Raw genomic sequence first — 17,398 nt, 5'->3', positions numbered from 1 at the left:
TGAGGCCTTCACCCGGCATTCCCTGCGCCCTCTGCCTCTTCGAGGGCGGCCATCTCGAACAACTCGGGCACATCATGCCGCGAGAACATCTTCTCATGTCTCGGTTCGGGGGAAAGAATTCACCGCTTCGAGGCGGGCCGCTCAACCACTCGCAGCTTTCCGTCGGATTCCGGAGATGCTCTCGGTACTTTGACCTCATGCCAGATTCTGGGATCCGTAGCGGATTGTAGCTTCAGCCAATGATAATCGGTGTTCTGCCAGGGAACGATCGTGTCGCTGAGATTGTCCAGCACCAGATCCCCTTTCGTGGTCGCAACGAGAAGAACAAGGTGGCCACCTTCGGACTTCGTCTTGACGACGGCCAGCCGCAGAGCCTTCGCGGACAGCCCACGCTGGAGCAGTTCGTGCCGCTTGGTGACCGCATAATCGTTGCAGTCTCCCATGAGCGGCGCAATCCTCCAGCCTTCATGCACGCTGTCGGTGTAGCTCTTTTCCACGGGGCCTATGGCGGCGTTGACGCGATGATTGACGCGGTCCAGCAGGTCCGATCTTTCATCCGTCAGGTCGATCCGGCCCTGTCCGGTCAAATCCGGTCGACAGTCGGCGGGATAGCGAAGACAGAAGCGAACGTGCTGGAAGGGTGCCAGGCTCGGCGCAGTTTCAACGAGCGACGACGGAACCACGGCGGCCTGGGGCGGAAGCTCGCCCGCGCCGGCGCCGTCCGCAAGACGGCCGCCGGCGACGACCAGGAATAGCAGCGTCATTGACGTCGAACGCGACATGGCTCCCATCCGATCGAGGACAACACAAGTGCCGAGAACGAACGCATTTCTCCCGGCGCAGGACGGCTCGTACTCGCTTTCCTCAATGAAAGAACCAGAACCAGACAAGACATCCAAACATCGACCATAGCGCGACGCTCAGCACGATCGCCACGATCCAGGGCCAGGGAGAGGAATAGCGAATACCATCGCCGGAGCTCACGGTTTCGACCCGCCGCCCCGCGCAAGAATCCCCGACGACCGCGTTCACCCGAGCGCGCGCCAGTTTCGTCCCAACGGACGGCCGTGCCTTAGCGAACTTCATGACGATCGCGGCGAAATCAGCTTCCAGAACGAGTAAAACGCCGCCTCCTGCCTCCCTCGGACATTATGCCGCAACCGGCTCAACATGCTTTTCACGAGCGACGCAATTTAAATCGAAGCATTTAATTTGAGCGACACTCGCCGGTGGATCGATGCATTAAAAATGTTAATTATTAACTATAAGACCAACCTGATGTCGGCGGCAATGGCCTATTTCGAGGCCATCGCGAGCCATCGCCGGGGCGGGGGGCCGGATGACCCGATTCCGATCCGGGCGGCCAGCTGGCGTCAATGGAACCCTGGGCAAGCCCGGTTTTCGCCTCCTGGTCAAATACCTGCGGCGGATTTCCCGATGGGAAGGCAGACGCAGCTTCCTTTGCCACTCCGGTATCGTCCCTCGTCAACCATCGCGGACCGGGAAAGCCGGATCATTTTAACGCCGATATAAACAATCAGTCCAACGCGAGATGGCCACTTGCCGCATTAAATAAAATTGAATAGAAGTTCTTATACAGCTAAAATCCAGAATATTTTCCAGCTTATAAGATCAATTGCCCGTTCCGGCAGGTCACCCGGAACACCTCGGACGATCGAAGCGCAACTCAGGAAGCTTCAAGAAACATGCTACGCAACCAAAAACCGAGCCCGCTTCTGGATCCCCCTCAATACGAGCAGGGTTTGGAGAGAAGCGGCCCCGGAATGCTCAATTTGGCGGTGGGGTTCCTGCGAAGACACTATTTGGTGATCGCTGTTGCGGCCGCGCTCTCGGTCTCGGTCAGCATCGTCTTCCTGAAGATCGTGCCGCCGACCTATACGGCGCAAGTGAAGATCCTGCTGGGAAGCTCGAAGGCGCCGAGCGTTCAGCCGCAATCGACGCTGGACGATACGCCCATCGATCTGGACTCCCAGATTGAGATATTGAAATCCAAGGCGATCGCAACAGCCGTCATCAATCAGCTCAACCTTGCCAATGATCCCGAGTTCAACGGCAAAGGCAGTCCGCTGCATAACGCGATGGACATGATCCGCCGCATGTCCGGCATGGCGCCGCAGGAGGCGAAGATTCCGTCCATGGACGAGCTCGTCGACGCTTTCCAGTTCAGAATATCGGCTTTCCGGGTTACCAACGCCGTCATAGAGGTGGACTTCAGCGCCAGTGACGCGAAGCGGGCCGCGGTGATCGCGAATGCGATCGTCAAGAACTACTTCGATGACCAGCTCAAGGCGAAGACGGACGAGCACCATACCGTAACGGCCTGGCTGCACGATCGCCTGCAGGAGCTGGGCAACGACGCCCTGAACGCCGAGCGTGCGGTGAACGAGCTCAAGGCCAAGAGCAATATCGTTTCGGCCGGTGGCAAGTTCCAGGACGAAGAGCAGGTGAGTGCGCTCAACAACCGGCTCGTCGCGGCCCGCGCCCACACCGCCGAAGCGATGGCTCGAGTGAACCGGTTCGACACCATACTCGCTTCGAACGATATTCAATCAGTTCCTCTCACCGGCCTCGACGCGGTTCCGGATCGCGCCACGAACGCGCTCGGCAGCGGTCTCAACGCAGGCCTCAACGCGCCTGAGGGCGCGACGCTGGCATCTCCCAACAACACTCAAATCCTCAACAGCCTGCGCCAGCAATATCTCGAATACGCGAGACGAGAGTACGAATTCTCCGCCAAGCTCGGCCCTGACCACATGGTGGTCGTCAATCTCCACGCCACCATGAAAAGCATCCGTCAGACGATATTGGACGAGGTGCATCGCCTTGCCGAGATCGCCAAGGGAGATTTCGAGGAGTCAAAGCAACAGCAACGGGAAGTCGAGCAACAGCTGGCGCAGGCCGTATCGCGTTCACGAAATACCAGCTCCGCCGAGCTCAGCATACGGGAGCTCGAGACCAGCGCCAAAGGATACCGCGCCCTCTATGAGAGCTTCCTGCAACGCTACATGGGCACCGTTCAGCAGGGTTCATTTCCGATAACGGAGGCCCGCGTCATCTCGCCGGCATCGCCTCCGCAAAAGAAGAGCAAGCCAAAAACGACGCTGGTGCTGCCGATCGGCCTGTTGGGCGGAATTGCGTTCGGTGTCGCGCTCGGGTTGCTAGGGGAATTGAGAGACCGCGGCTTCCGAACGAGCTCTCAGATCGAAGATCGATTGCATTTGCCTTGCCTGTCGGTCGTTCCCCTCCTCAGACGTCGGAAAGTGAACGAGCTCACCAAGAACGCAGCCACCCTCATCGCCGCGCAGGCAGACACGAGGTCTGACCAGAGGATGGTAGCGAGGGGTTCCGGAACTTGCTGGGCCGCCTCGGCCATGCCGTCGTCCCGTTTCGCAGAATCGATTCGTTCGATTCGAACTGCCCTCGACCTGAGTCCGAACATGGCGCCGAGCAGGGTGGTCGGACTTACCTCGACACTTCCCAATGAGGGCAAGTCCACCATTGCGGCTTCGCTCGCGCAACTCGTCGCAGGGGCGGGAAAACGGGTCATCGTCGTCGACTGCGACCTGAGGAACCCGTCGCTCTCCGCCAATCTTGCGCCATATGCCGCGGTCGGCATTGCCGATGTCATTTCGGGTGAGCGGACACTGGAAGACGCGGTTTGGACGGACTCGGTGACGGGATTGGACTTCCTGCCGGGTAAGGGAGTTCCCCGCGCCAACCTCGACACTTTCTCCAGCGAACAGACCAAGAAGTTGTTCGATCAACTGCGCAAGACCTACGACTATGTCATCGTCGATCTCCCTCCGCTTGCGCCCGTCGTCGATACGCGCGTCATCTCGGCTCTGCTCGACAGCGTTGTTCTCGTCGTGGAATGGGGGCGCACCACGGCCGACGTCATCGAGCATGCCCTCAGTGCTGCGCCGAACGTCTACGACACCCTTCTGGGCGTCGTACTCAACAAGACCGACATGAAGGCAATGAAAGCCTACGCCAACCATTTTGGCGATTACTACAACCAGGAGCATTACGCCCGCTACGGCCAGCTGACGGCGGAATAGGATCCCCCTCTCCCGCCGGCGGCCGTCACCGGCAAGCCGTCAGCAGGTCCGTTCACGGCTCCGGTCGGTCTTCACCTGTGGTGCGCTGGCGTTCATGGAGGCGATCTGCCGCGGGATCGGCTCGCAACCACCTAGTTGCTGCCGGCTTGGAAGCGCCGCTTCAGGTCGAGAAATCGCCTCTCGAACAGCTCATAACTCAGGTAAGCCACCGCCACCGAGATCGAGATGCCCACCGTCGCCTGCAGTGCCACCGCCAGCCCGTGAGAGCCGAGCCAGTTCGCCAATTCCTGCTCGGTGCGGTTGGCGGCGAAGTAATAGGAGATGAAGTGGTGGTAAACATAGAGGCCGTAGCTATAGGTCCCGAGGAAGACCAGGGTGCGGTTGCGGAAGAAGCGCCAGGTCACCGCCGACTGCGGGGCGATCAGGACCCATGCCAGCAGGCAAGCCAGCAGGATCTGGAACAGCGCGGCGCGGATTGATGCGACGAGCTCCAGCCCGTGGCGGGAAACCAGAACGGTCCAAACGAAGGTGGCCACGACGCCCCCAGCGGCCACGATCGCCACGCGCGGCAGCGCCCGCACGAGCCAACCCAGTCCTCCCGGCCGGCGCACCAATACGGCCAGGAAGGCCCCGAGCGCCAATCCGTCCAGCTTGAAAGGCGTGAGAACGACGGTCGTCCACCAGCTCACCCCCATGGCAATTCCGATCACGCGGGCCAGCATGGCTCCCAACGAGATCGCCACACACACCGCAATGAGTGCTCGCGGCCGGCGCGCCAGCAGCAACACCACGAACGGCCAGACCAGATAAAAGTGCTCCTCGACCGAGAGCGACCAGAAATGGTTGAGATAGGAGAAGGACCATTCCTCGTGCCCGGCCAGGTAGACGTTGACGCCGTAGAGCCATGCCCAGGCCTGACGGTCCAGAAGGCTATCCAGCGTCGGCCCCTGCAGTGGCGGGATCAGCGGGGCCACGAAGAAGACCAGCATCAGCACGCCATAGTAGAGGGGAAAAATACGCAAGACCCGCCGCACGTAGAAATTGCGGAGATAGTGCGGCTTGTCGCGGGCTTCGTAGAGAAGGCCAGTGATGAGGAAGCCGGAGAGCACGAAGAACAGATCGACGCCGAGCAATCCGTATTTGGTCACGCCGACGATGGCGCGCTCGATCCAGTTGGTCGGCAGCATCTGTCCGACGAAGTGGAAGACCAGGACCATCGTGACGGCCAGGCCGCGTACGCCGTCGAGGGCCGGCAAGTGTCCGCCCAGGTCAGCGACCAGGCCCTGACTCTTCACCGGCACGGCGCCCGCGACCTCGGCCGCAACGGGTTTCGTCGGCGCATTCACGGGCGGTCGTCCCGAGATCGCATCGGATCATTGCGCCGACGCATGTTGCTAACAGTCGAGGTCACTGAAACTCCAGACCGCCAAGATGAAAGACTTTTCGCAGAAGTGGAGAGACGCCGATGAATTTCGGCGCCGCTCCGTGAGCCTTCAATTTCTTCTTCAGCATCAGCAGCAATCCGAGAAAGCGGGCATCGATGGCCTGTATGTTCGAGAAATCCAGCGTGACCTGCTTCATGGTCGCGGCCGCCTCGCGAAATGCAGGTATCGCCCGGTCCACGTGCCTGGCGTTGGCAGAGCCCGAAAGGCTCAAAGTGACGCTTTCGGAGGCGTGGACCTGAGTAACGATCAGCTCCTGCCTTCGCTCGTATCTGAGCCGCATCCACCACGTCCAAAATACAAAGGGCAGCACGTGGGTGAAAAGCAGGGCGATCATCGCCCTCCCATCATTCCAGTAGCGCTTCCAGAGGTATGGCTCCTCCTTGATCCGCCACAGCCACTCCAGTCCGAGTTTTCGCATCAATGGAGGAGCCCGCCGCACCGTGCCGGCCTGAAAATTGAGGGTGGCGCCGAAATGAGCCCGGACGGGAATGCGCAAGCGGTGATGGTTGCGCTGCAGCCAAAGGTTTCCCTTCTGACTTCCCAGGGCCACGACGAGGAAATCCGCTCCGCTCGCATTGATCTGGCCGATGATTTCATCGCTGCTCATCTCGTCCACCGAGCAGAATCCGGGATAGTACCACCCGACGACCTTCACACCGCTTCGCTGGCTGTTCAGCGTCCGCGCCGCGAGTTCGGCGACGCCCTGCGGACCTCCAAACAGAAATATCTTCAACGACTGCGCCGGGCTGACCTCGGTCTTGAGCGCGTCGAAGATGTCCGATCCGGCAGTCCGGCTCCTGATCGATATTCCGGCAAGGCGAGCGATCCAGACGATCGGCATTCCATCCGTGGTGCAGAGATCGCTCAGAATGAGCGATTCCCGAAACTCCCGGTCGGACCGGCTCAACACGAAATGATTGAGGTTCGGAGTCGAAATCATGAAGCAGAGCTTGCGGTGTGCGGCCGCTTCGATCCGCCGGAGAGTTGCCTGCAATCCGACGGCATCCAGGGGAACTCCAAGGATGCAATAAACCTCGCGGGACAGATCGTCTGGCACGATCCGGTCTCCGACGCTGGCGGCTTCGCCCCGCTCGGACGATTCAGCGTAGCTGGCAGGCCGCACGCGTCCCGCTTGGGGCGCTCGAGCGGAGCTGGACCGTTCAGGCGTGGTCAATAACGGCTGCCCCACTTACACCCCCACTTCAATTGAACGCGCCCGATGGAATGAGAGTCTGTCGTGCGCTCCCGGGCTTTTCGTCGCTCGTCAGCCGCGTGCGAAAAAGCTGTCGCTGCTCAACCGCAATCGCCGGCCAGCCGACCAAGACCGCATTTAAATATATTTTCCAATTTAATTTGGCAATGAATTAATTGTTTAATTTTGTCATGTGATTAATTGACAAATGAGCAGGGCAAATAACACCGAAACAGGCAGCCCCTCGGACCCGGCGGGAGTTCCAGCCTGTTCCAATGCTGCTGGAAGCCGTCCGGTCGACGGAAGGACGCTCGACTCGCCCTCATTAATATTATTCTCGCCGATCGCCTTCGCGGCGCGCTAAAATACTCTCCGACGCTTTGCTTCGCGGCGGATGGGTGATAATATTTATTTGCTCCGGCTTGTTGGCCACGGGCCAATTTCCGCCAAAGTGTCATAATGCCCAAAGTATTGACGCGCTCTTCCAAATCGGGACTGGTGCAATCCTCCGCGGCGGTCATCGACAAGTACACGATCATTCCGGTGCTGGCGTGCGTTTACGCCGAAATCATTCAGCCGTTGCTTGCGTACATGTCGAGCACGCCCCTCACCGGCACCGGCATGTCCATCGCGCAGAGGTTGGAGGCCATTACGGCGCCTCGCCCGGAGAACAAGATCTTCTGGCCGGCGCTGGCAGCCATCGCATTGATCATGGTGGCACGAAATTGGTCCAAGATCAGCATCCCGCTTCATATCAAATGGCTGTTCGCATATCTGGCCTTGGCCGCGGTAAGCGTCTTGTGGGCATTCAAGCCGGAGATGTCGCTCACGAGATTTGTTCTGCAGGCGGCGATCGTGACATCGATTACCCTTCCGGCCCTGCTTGCGTCTCAAAAGGCGGACATGATCCTCGGCCTTTTTCTGTGCTTTACGGTCGCGGTCATCCTCAATGTTCCGTTCGTGTTCAATCAGACTCCGAACATGGTTGAGAACGAGAGCATAGGATATCCGGGGTACTTCTCATTCAAGGGAATACTGGGTGAATGTTCAGCGATCGCCCTTTTGCTGTGCCTCTACCAGATGACCTACAAGGGCTGGCGACGCACATTGGCAATCCTGGTCGCCGGCCTCTCCGTCTACATGATGATCCTCAGCCAATCGAAGGGATCGCTCGGCCTGTCGCTTCTGTCCCCCATGCTCGCGGGAATCGTACTGGCGATCACGCGGCGGACGCGCACTTTCCCCGAGTTCGTACTGCTCCCCCTGGTGCTGGCCTATTGGGTCGTCTCGACCGTGATAGGAGACGTGATCAATCGATTCTCATATTACGTCTATGGCAACTACACGCTGTCGGGACGCACGGTCATATGGGATTTCATCGACATTGAGATCGCGCGCCGTCCGTTCCTAGGATGGGGATACCAGTCCTTCTGGCTCGTAGGAATGGACGCGCCCAGCGTTACTGACGCGCCAGGCTGGGTCAAAACGATGCCATCCTCCCACAACGGTTATTTGGACATCATGGTGGACACGGGATATTTCGGCCTTGCGATCTTCCTGATGTTCATTTTCACGACGCTTCACGTCATCGGGCGCTCGGCCAAACAGGAGCCTGCTCGGGCGTGGTTCCTGCTTTCACTCGCTCTCTACGTCATTCTGCAGAATTTTCTCGAAACTTCCTGGATGCACGGCATGGATATGCTGTGGCTGATTTTTCTGGTCGTCGTTGCTGAGGCCGGTCGGGAACGGCAACCTGTCCGTCGTCTTGTCCCCCAGCCGGCCTTTCGAAGTCGGGTTCAGGGCCGTGTCGTCGCGGACCGCCGCAGGGCCTCTCCGCAGGCGTGGTCTGCTCCTGAGCCCTTTGCTCGCCTGGAGGACGGCCAGCCGTGACCACTCTGTCGGACACGGTCACAGTTGCAATGGCGGACGCCGTCACCTCGGCGACCGCGAAGTGTCCGTTCAGGCCACACCAGCAATTGTGGAAACTTGAAGTCGTCGTTCGGCTGAAGACCGAACGCCCCATCTGCTGCGATCGTCAACCCCCGGTGTCCAGAAGACGAAGAACGACTTGGCGGAAGCCTCGGGCCAGCGGCGCCACCGGTACGATCGCACGAATTTCAGGACGATTCTGACATGCAGCGACCAGTGTTTCTCGACAACATCCTTGAGCACACGGCGACCCGCTTTCTGCAAAATATTCACCGCGTAACGCACCGAATGCCCGTCAGGCTCCGTACGCTGGAGAAGCGGCGGGTGCTGGTCCTGGCTGCCCATCCGGACGATGAGGTGATCGCCGTTGGCGGCAACCTTGCTTTGCACCAGCGCCTTGGCAGCGAGGTGCTTACACTGTTCGTCACGCTGGACGCTCCGGCCAACGATGTCGGCCGACGCGCCGAGGCGGAAGGAGTCGCGCGTCTCCTGGGGTTTGATCACCGGTTCCTGGGCTTTCCCGATGGATCGGTCTCCCTGCACGAAAAGGGGGTCGCGCGCGCTTTTACCGACGCGATCCTGTCGTTCCGTCCTGACGTGATCTATTGCCCTTTCCCGGGAGATCATCATCGGGACCATCAGTCGACGGCGGCATGCGCCGGAGCGGCGGTCGAGGCGAGCGGCTACCTGGGCGAGGTGTGGTGCTACGAGTTGTGGTCGTGCTTGTGGCCGAACGTCGGCATAGACATCTCCTCGGTTGCCGACACCAAGCGCGAGGCCATCAATTGCTACGCCTCCCAGGTCGCCTATGTCGATTACGTCGAGGGAGCGCTTGGCCTCAATCGTTATCGCGGCCTCAAGCTCGGCGTCGGATATGCGGAAGCCCTCTTCGCTTGCGACCCGCGGACGTTCACCGCCGTTTGCCGAACGCTTTCGGTCGTGTGATCGGAGGAGCGCGATGCCGATAATCCGAGAGGCACGGAGCGACGATTTCGAGCGAGTCTATCCGCTCCTGCTCGAGTTCGAGAATCCCAACCTGACGGCGGAACACTGGCGACAGCTTTTCATCGATCATTTTGGACAGCAGAACGGTCGCTTCGGTTGGGTGCTGCTCGACGGCGATGAAGTCGTGGGTTTCGTCAGCACCATCATGAGCGAGCGCACGATCCGCGGAGAGACGACGCAGCTCTGTAACACCTCCAGCTGGATCGTCAGACCCGAGTATCGCAAGCACAGCCTGGCGCTGCACGCCAAGATCGTCGCCGACAAGAACGTGACGGTGACGAATCTGAGTCCTACCGCTCAAGTCCTCGCGCTGCTCGACAAGCTAGGCTATACGCTGATGGACAAGACGGAGCGGATTATTCTGCCCGTGCTGACTGCCCGGACCTTCTTCGACCGCAGCGAGATCCTGACGAGCGCAGCCTCTCTCGAGGCGGCGCTCGAGGGCGAGAACTTGCGCTTTTTCCACGATCATCAGCTGCCGTTCAATCGTCATGCGCTGCTTCGTACGCCCGACGGTGACTGCTACATCATGATGAACCGGAACCTGAAGGCGGTCCGGGGAAACCTGCGTATTCCGTTCGCCCGCGTACATCACATTGGCGCGCCTGATATCTTCGCGAAGCACCTGGAGAAGCTCGCGGTGCGGGTCGCCACATCCCTCAAGGTCGCGGCGCTGATCGTTGATGATCGGATGCTGCAAGGAGTGGCGCCCTGGCATTCGTTCATGAGACCGGGCGGCAGACGAAGTGCAGCCTTTCGCTCGAAGACGCTGGCCGCGAACGACATCGATGGTCTTTATACCGAAGCCGTACTTCTGAACTACTGATTTGCAGCAAGACTGGAAAGAAAAATGGTTGAGAAATTGATCGAGACAATCGCCAGGGCGTTGCGGGTGCCGCCATCGACACTCACGCCCGAGACCGGACCGGGCGACCTGCAGGTATGGGACTCGCTCGCACAGATCAACGTCGTCTCGGAGATCGAGGCTGAGTTCGGCGTGTCGATTCCATTCGAGCAAGTCGCTGAAATCCAACACGTTCGCGATTTTCTTCCTTATCTCGGGAAGACATCATGAAAAGCGCCCTCCTCTCCAATGTCAACGTCGAGTCCATCGCTCGCCAGATCGGGCGCCACGAGGTCCATATCGCGCAGGGCTTCGGGGTGTGGACGCAGGAACTGGCCGACCCGGCCTCGGCCACATTCAGCTTTCAACCAGCAAGCATCTTTCTCATCCTGGATGGTGCCGAGCTGCTGCGTGGCCAGCGTGGACTGCAGCCGCTGCTGGCCGAGCTCGACGAACACCTGGCCTGGATCGACCGTGCTGCCGCACATTTCCCGGGCATCAAGTTTTTCGTCTCGACGATCGACGTGCCGACACGAACGCTACGTCCCGTCAAGGACGAGCGGATCGAGCGGCTCATCGAGGAACACTGGCACGAGGGTATCCGCCGCGCCAGCGCCGCCTCTGCCAACGTCTACATCTTCGACCTCAAGCAATTGATCGAGGAGTCGGGTCGCTTTCACTTCTATTCGAACAAGCGCTGGTATCTTGGCGGACTCCGCTTCTCGACGACCGGCGAGAGGCTCATTGCCGGAGAGATGGAGCGCATCCTCGACGCCCAGATGGTCGCGCGGAAGAAGTGCCTCCTGCTCGACCTCGACAATACATTGTGGGGCGGCGTCGTCGGCGAGGATGGGATCAATGGACTGCAGTTGTCGGAGACCGGTCCGGGCGCGCGATACAGGGATTTTCAGCTCCGCGTCCGGGAGCTTGGCAAGATGGGGATCATTCTCGGACTGGTTTCGAAGAACAACGAAGCTGATGCCCTCGAGGTCTTTGAGGCGCACGAGCACATGGTGCTGAAGAAAGATGACTTCGCAGCGATCAAGATCAACTGGTCGCCGAAGGCCGAGAATATCGCCGCACTCGCGGAAGATCTCGACATTGGCATCGACAGCATCGTCTTCATCGATGACAATCCGCTGGAGCGCGAGGCCGTCAAGAGTGCTCTGCCGGAGATCACCGTTCCCGACTTTCCGAGCGACACAAGCGAGCTCCCCTCCTTTCTCGAAAGGGTTTACAAGGAGTGCTTTTTCACGATCGAATCCACAGAAGAGGATCGCAAGCGTACCAAGACCTACCTGGCCAACGCAAAGCGCGCCGCCGAACGCACAATGGCTTCCTCGATCGACGAGTTCCTCGAAGGGTTGCGAACGAAGATATTCTTGACGCGGGCCGGTGAGGAGGATTTCGGCCGCGCCGCTCAACTTACTCAGAAGACGAACCAGTTCAATCTGACGACGCGCCGCTATTCCGAGCAGGATCTGCGCACGTTGGAATCGACGCGTGGCGGATCGGTATACATCGCGTCGGTAGCGGACAAATATGGGGACAACGGCAAGGTGATCGTCGGCATATTGCGCAGAGCAACGCCCGACACCGCCGAACTGGACACCTTCCTGATGAGCTGTCGCGTGCTGGGCCGCTTCGTCGAGGACCAGGTTCTGGATCATTTCGTAGGGGAACTGCGGCGCGACGGCTTTTCCAGGCTCCAGGTCCGGTTCACGCCCACGCGAAAGAACGCGCCGGCCCGTGCCTTCGTCGAGCGCCTGCATGGAGGCCGATTGCTGCCATCGGACGCGGAGAGCGGAGAGCTGATCTGGGAATTCGACATAGCGAAGGCATCGCCGGTCACGAAGCCCGCGTATGCCGAACTGGTGGCGAAGCAACTTCTGCTTGACGAGGTCGTTTCGTGACGGGCATGCCGACAAAAATCAACCACGTGGGCCTTGCCGTTCCGGACATTGAAGCGTTCCTCCGCAAGTCCGCTCCCCTGTACGAACAATTCGGGCGCGGCCCGATGATTGTGAATGAACGGCAGAAGGTGCGCGAACTGTTCGTGACGGATGGCGCAACAACCATCGAATTGCTCGAGCCGCTTGGAGCCGGCTCGCCGCTTCAGTCATTTCTCAACAGAAATCCGACGGGCGGTCTCATCCATCTCGCGCTCGAAGTTGCCGACCTCGACGCCGCCATTGCCCGGGTAACGGCGGCGGGCGGGCGCCTGGTCGTCGCCCCTGTTCCGGACGTCGCCTTCGGTGAGCGGAGGATCGCCTTCGTTTTCCTCGGAGGTCAGATCACGGAATTGATCGAACTTCCTCGATAGTGTCGCTTCGCTTGCCAGGACTTTTTGGAACGGACGATTGATAGGCCTGGGTCGACGGCAAGCTTCCGTCGGGCCGGCATCCGGGCCCAGCGCGCCCGACTCACTGCATCATGCAAGTCGGCATTTTCCCCCGTTGCAGGCAGGCCATCGCCGGCAGGATGCTGGTGCTGCCATTCGAGGGATTGACCCAGGGCCAGGGGTTGGCACCGAAAAAGGGTGGCTTGGTCGCGAGATAAAGGGAGTCCGGAATTGCTTCCGGCGCGGCGGATCCGTCCTCCCCGCCGACGCCGTACCATTTTTGCGAGCGCGTCACCCAATCCCAGTTGCCGTCGCGGAGCTGCGTTTGATATGTCGTGGGTACCCATGTCCAACCGCCGGCCTGCAGTGAGCCGATCGACCACATCGTCACTTCGCCATTCCTGGGAAATCCATCCAGCCGTTCGTATGTCCAGGTGTTCTGCGCATAGGAATAGCCGTTCTTCTTGTAGCTCAGGAGCGACTGCCCTTCGAATCCGAGCACGTTGCCGACAAAGTTCGTGTAGTCGCTATGCGCTTGCACATCAACGGCGGTGCGCCCCTGCAAGTCCATGTAGGGATAGACATTGAATTTGTACGTGTCCAGCGGCGGGTGAGCGGCGCGAAGTCCGGACAGATGATTGCGGAAGACGGTGATGTAGATCGAGTTGCCCCAGAAGCTGTCGCCCTTGTAGTTGTGGCTGTAGTTTCCTTCCAGCAACTCCATGTGCGGCGTCGTGTAGTGCCCCGCGTTCAGTCCGGCCTCAGGCATGCTCGGATAGGTCGCCCCATAGGCATCGTCCATATAGTTGTAGGCGATGACATTTCCGCCTCCGCTGGCTCGCACGACGATATCCTTGTTGCCACCCCATATCGCGTTGTTCTCGACAAGATTGTCCGACGCGCCCCAATTGAGCCCGACCAGGTATCCCGCACCGCCCGGATTCGGGTCCGGAGTCTCGTGGATGTAGGAATCCCGCAAAACGCTTCGGAACGTCCCATAGAAGCCGACCGATGTGCCGCCCGACCAGTGCGCCTCGATATTCCTGACCCAGCAATAGGCGCAGAGGTTCACCGAGACGTTGCCATGACCATCGCCTCCCATCCCGCCATAGACATACAGATCCTCGATGCCCAACCGGCGCAGGATAGGGTTTGCATATCGCGACAGTTGGGCCCCGTATTCGGCCTTGAACGTGATGTGGAACGGTGTCGAAAACGTCACGGTGTTACCATTCACTGCGGTTACTTCCAGCATCTGTGCAAGTGAACGGTCCTGGCGTGAGAACCATCTCCGCGAACCGCCGCCCGGGGGCTCGTGCTGCGGGCCCCACCAGACTCGGGGGTCATTATCCGTTACTTGGTCGAGCAGTACGATTTCCCCGACCGCAATCCCGGGGTTGCTCCGCAGGGTCAGCGAGTATGACCCCTTGATGGCGTCCGCGGCCAGATCGACCGAGGATGAAAATTGGGATGGATTATGTCCCACATAGATGACGGCGAAGCTTCTGTTGGTGTCTCGATCGGCTTTGATCAGCCGTGTGCCTCCTTTGCCCGACCCGAGTTCGCCCGTACCCGAACCACGCAATGTGCAATCGGATTTCCTGAAGTGCAGACCCTCACCGTTGATGTTGAACGTTCCCGGGGCGAGCTTGATGACCTGATCGTGTGGACACGTGTCCAGGGCCCTCTGGATCGCCGCCGTATCGTCGAGCGTCTCGCCACGCGGAGAGAGCGTCTGGAAAATTGTGGTACGATCAGGGATGCCGCCGACGGCGTTGAGTCCCGGGTTCCATGTGGTGATCCGATCTGCCGGAATGACGCCGGCCAGGGTCGCTCTCTGCTCTGCCGTCGCTCCGCGCGCGGCGTCCTGAGCGAGAAGGCGGCCGCGCTCCGTCTCATCCCCGGCCGAGCTTTCCGTCAAGAGCGAGAAGATGAACAATACGGGCAACACGCACGACCAACGACGCATACCATCCATCAGTTGCATCGTGCATTCTCCTGCTGTCGGGGTGCGCAGGCGCGCTTCTTCTGGAAAGCAAAAAACGTATCGCCCGACAATATTTATCATACCGTCAAATTTAAAGTGTTTTATGGCGCCGGCGACGGCACGGCGCGCAAGCAGCTGGTTCCCACCGAGTTCCCGGCGGCCCAACGGCATGAACACCAATAACCCCCCGGCTCAATTAATCATCCACCCGATTAATGGCCGGGCGTCACTGCCAAGATTCAAATCTCATTTGAAATTAAACTGCCGGCAGTATAAAATTAAGTTATTAAATCCAGGTTCGACAACGTATTATGTCTGAATTGCCCGATCATACCATCGCCGGGAAGGAGCCTGACAGCCGCGCCGGGACGACCGACGAAGGGATTTTTCCCATACGGCACTCCCGGCGCTATTTGCTCATCTCGCCCTGTCGGGACGAAGCACGCTACCTGAGGCGCACGCTCGACAGCGTGGCGGCCCAGTCGCTGCCGCCAACATTGTGGATCGTCGTGGATGACGGCTCGTCCGACGAAACCCCGGCCATCCTCGAGGAATATACCCGCCGCCTGCCCTATCTTCGTGTCGTGCGCCGGGATGACCGCGGCGGCCGGCAGGTGGGGCCCGGCGTCATCGAGGCCTTCTATGCCGGCTTGGCGACAGCAAGCCTGCATGACTTCGACTATCTGTGCAAGCTGGACATGGACCTCGATCTTCCCGCTCGCTACTTCGAACTGCTGATGGAGCGGATGGAGAGCGATCCGCGAGTGGGGACCACGTCCGGCAAGCCCTGGTTCGTCCATCCGAACAGCGGTGTACTGGTGCCGGAGGTCTGCGGGGACGAGATGTCAGTGGGTATGACAAAGTTCTATCGCGTGGCCTGCTTCGAAGAGATTGGCGGCTTCGTGCGTCAGGTCATGTGGGACGGGATCGACTGCCATCGAGCCCGCATGCTCGGCTGGATCGCCGAGAGCATCGATATCGACCCCCTCCGCTTCGTTCACCTGCGTCCCCAGGGCGCAAGTCAGAAGGGCGTTTGGACGGGACGCATCAGGAAGGGCTTCGGCCAATACTTCATGGGTACGTCGCCATTCTATCACTTCATAGTGGCTCTGTATCACCTGCCGGCCTACCCGGCGCTGATAGGGAGCGTGGCTATGCTATGGGGCTATTTCGGTAGCTGGCTTCGAGGCCTGCCTCGCTACGAGGATGCCGAATTCAGGCGCTTCTTGCGCGCCTATCAGCATGACTGCCTGCGTCTGGGCAAGCGTGCCGCGACCTCCCGCATCAACGCCGAGCGGGCATCGCTTTGGCGCGACCGACACCCGAGGCCGGACTTCGCGTCGTCGATTGCGAACGCGCCCCTCGGACAAGGCGGTCTTGCCTGAGCACGGCGGCCACGATCAACATCAGGCGCGTCCGGCGCGCCACCCCTGCATTCTCTCGCGTCCGGAGAGCGCCCCAGAGACTGCATCTCGAACGGCTGGCGCAGTCCGCGACTTCGACTGAATCACCACGGCGATATCGGTCGGCCGGACACTGCCGATGAAAGCGGCGGCGCTGTCCTCGGTCAGCGGAGTTTGCTCCCAATAGACCTTGCAGAGAGAATCGTCCGAAACGAACGAGTTGGCAGATGCACCGACCACCTCGTCAACGAAAATGCCATAAAGCACGCATTCCGAGAAATCGAGCTGGCCGGCGATCGCGGTAGGCCACGGCCGCTTCGTCGTGGCCGCGACCCGCGCCAACATCTGCCTGACGATTTTCGGATCCCAAGCCAGCGGCGACGAGATGTAGTCGGGATAGGGAGGCTCGGCCTGTGGCAGTCCCAGGAGCTCCCGGGCGACCTTATGCCATGTCATGTGACGCGCCAGCCGTGTGTCAATCTGGTCCGGCTTGCAGAAGAACCGGACGTTGCCATTGCGCACGAACATCTCGGGGGTGAACGGCCGAACAAACTCGACGTCGGAGTCGGCGACGAGCACCACGTCGTCCTGCGAAGCCGCTATCGCGGCGAGCTTGATCACCTGCTGCTGGATCCAACCTCGCACCGGCGGGAACGGCTGGGCAAGGTTGACCATGATATTGACTAACGGCAGTCGTACGAAAGAGCGAGGCAACAGGTCGGCCTCGCAACGGACCTCCACGCGCGGGCCCGCCAGCCGACCGAACAACTGCAGGTCGGTCCGCGGCACGACGATATGATGATGAACGGTGTCGGGCGAGCAATCGAGTACCGACCGGTTCAACGAAGCGCAAAGCTCGAAGTCGGGCGCATACGATTTCGTCATCACAGCCATGCGGGTCACGGCTCATCTCCTTATGATTTTCAGCACTCCGTCCAACAGCGGCTTGCCGGCTTCGTGGGCGTCTTCGTTCGTCGTGGCAAGGTGCGCTGACGGGAGGGGCTCCAGAACGGGACCTCGGATATTTGGGAAAGGTTTATTTCGACTTCGGCAGCGCTCGATATCCGTAACACTGCGGCAACTGACCGCAGGTCGCCGCAGAGCCGATTTGCGGTCCGAGCTTGACTTTTTCTCAGTGGAATAAGGTTAATAATGCTCACCCTGCATAATTCG

General features: G+C 59.9%; 13 protein-coding genes. 8 read left to right on the top strand and 5 right to left on the bottom strand.

Annotated features, from left to right (window positions below; translation table 11 throughout):
* Window positions 1–119: 119 nt before the first annotated feature.
* Window positions 120–782 carry a transglutaminase-like cysteine peptidase gene (locus tag JOY90_RS01170; RefSeq protein WP_291689342.1) on the bottom strand — a complete coding sequence of 221 codons (663 nt, stop codon included), beginning with the start codon at window positions 780–782 and terminating at the stop codon, window positions 120–122.
* Between the two features lie 1,002 nt (window positions 783–1,784).
* On the opposite strand from JOY90_RS01170, the gene JOY90_RS01165 reads away from it, so the two are divergent.
* Window positions 1,785–4,079: a polysaccharide biosynthesis tyrosine autokinase gene (locus JOY90_RS01165; protein ID WP_291689341.1), complete on the top strand. Its 2,295-nt coding sequence runs from the start codon at window positions 1,785–1,787 to the stop codon at window positions 4,077–4,079.
* 131 nt (window positions 4,080–4,210) lie between these two features.
* Here the strand turns inward: JOY90_RS01165 and JOY90_RS01160 are convergent, their stop codons facing one another.
* Together JOY90_RS01160 and JOY90_RS01155 are read right to left on the bottom strand one after the other, a co-directional pair.
* Window positions 4,211–5,425: an acyltransferase gene (locus JOY90_RS01160; protein WP_291689340.1), complete on the bottom strand. Its 1,215-nt coding sequence runs from the start codon at window positions 5,423–5,425 to the stop codon at window positions 4,211–4,213.
* Window positions 5,426–5,486: 61 nt separating this feature from the next.
* Window positions 5,487–6,647: a WecB/TagA/CpsF family glycosyltransferase gene (locus tag JOY90_RS01155; RefSeq protein ID WP_291689339.1), complete on the bottom strand. Its 1,161-nt coding sequence runs from the start codon at window positions 6,645–6,647 to the stop codon at window positions 5,487–5,489.
* 528 nt (window positions 6,648–7,175) lie between these two features.
* On the opposite strand from JOY90_RS01155, the gene JOY90_RS01150 reads away from it, so the two are divergent.
* The 6 genes from JOY90_RS01150 (at window position 7,176) to JOY90_RS01125 (ending at window position 12,817) form a co-directional block, all read left to right on the top strand.
* On the top strand, window positions 7,176–8,606 hold the full coding sequence (locus tag JOY90_RS01150) for an O-antigen ligase (RefSeq protein ID WP_291689338.1): 1,431 nt from the start codon (window positions 7,176–7,178) through the stop codon (window positions 8,604–8,606).
* 255 nt (window positions 8,607–8,861) lie between these two features.
* Entirely contained in the window at window positions 8,862–9,590 is a 729-nt protein-coding gene (locus JOY90_RS01145) for a PIG-L deacetylase family protein (RefSeq protein ID WP_291689337.1), read from the top strand.
* A gap of 13 nt (window positions 9,591–9,603) precedes the next feature.
* Complete coding sequence (locus JOY90_RS01140) at window positions 9,604–10,476, top strand: GNAT family N-acetyltransferase (RefSeq protein ID WP_291689336.1); 873 nt, start codon at window positions 9,604–9,606, stop codon at window positions 10,474–10,476.
* Between the two features lie 24 nt (window positions 10,477–10,500).
* Entirely contained in the window at window positions 10,501–10,725 is a 225-nt protein-coding gene (locus JOY90_RS01135) for an acyl carrier protein (protein WP_291689335.1), read from the top strand.
* Window positions 10,722–12,407 (top strand): HAD family hydrolase, encoded by a 1,686-nt coding sequence (locus tag JOY90_RS01130; protein WP_291689334.1) that lies wholly within the window; start codon window positions 10,722–10,724, stop codon window positions 12,405–12,407. Before JOY90_RS01135 ends, JOY90_RS01130 begins: the two co-directional genes overlap by 4 nt.
* Window positions 12,408–12,412: 5 nt before the next feature.
* The gene (locus tag JOY90_RS01125) at window positions 12,413–12,817 is read left to right on the top strand and encodes a VOC family protein (protein WP_291689345.1); all 405 of its coding nucleotides are present in this window, start codon (window positions 12,413–12,415) and stop codon (window positions 12,815–12,817) included.
* Between the two features lie 100 nt (window positions 12,818–12,917).
* Here the strand turns inward: JOY90_RS01125 and JOY90_RS01120 are convergent, their stop codons facing one another.
* Window positions 12,918–14,999, bottom strand: coding sequence for a right-handed parallel beta-helix repeat-containing protein (locus JOY90_RS01120; protein WP_291689333.1), 2,082 nt, complete (start codon window positions 14,997–14,999; stop codon window positions 12,918–12,920).
* A 215-nt stretch (window positions 15,000–15,214) separates the two neighbouring features.
* Here JOY90_RS01120 and JOY90_RS01115 point away from each other — a divergent pair, with 215 nt between their 5' ends.
* Complete coding sequence (locus JOY90_RS01115) at window positions 15,215–16,207, top strand: glycosyltransferase family A protein (protein WP_291689344.1); 993 nt, start codon at window positions 15,215–15,217, stop codon at window positions 16,205–16,207.
* 21 nt (window positions 16,208–16,228) lie between these two features.
* Here the strand turns inward: JOY90_RS01115 and JOY90_RS01110 are convergent, their stop codons facing one another.
* Window positions 16,229–17,119, bottom strand: a complete 891-nt coding sequence (locus JOY90_RS01110) for a DUF6492 family protein (RefSeq protein ID WP_291689343.1) — start codon at window positions 17,117–17,119, stop codon at window positions 16,229–16,231.
* Window positions 17,120–17,398 lie beyond the last annotated feature (279 nt).

The sequence above is a fragment of the Bradyrhizobium sp. genome, assembly GCF_019242285.1.
In the GTDB taxonomy this organism is placed as follows: domain Bacteria; phylum Pseudomonadota; class Alphaproteobacteria; order Rhizobiales; family Xanthobacteraceae; genus Bradyrhizobium.
Note: the sequence above shows the minus strand (reverse complement) of the source record. Positions and strands in the feature narration are given on the sequence as shown.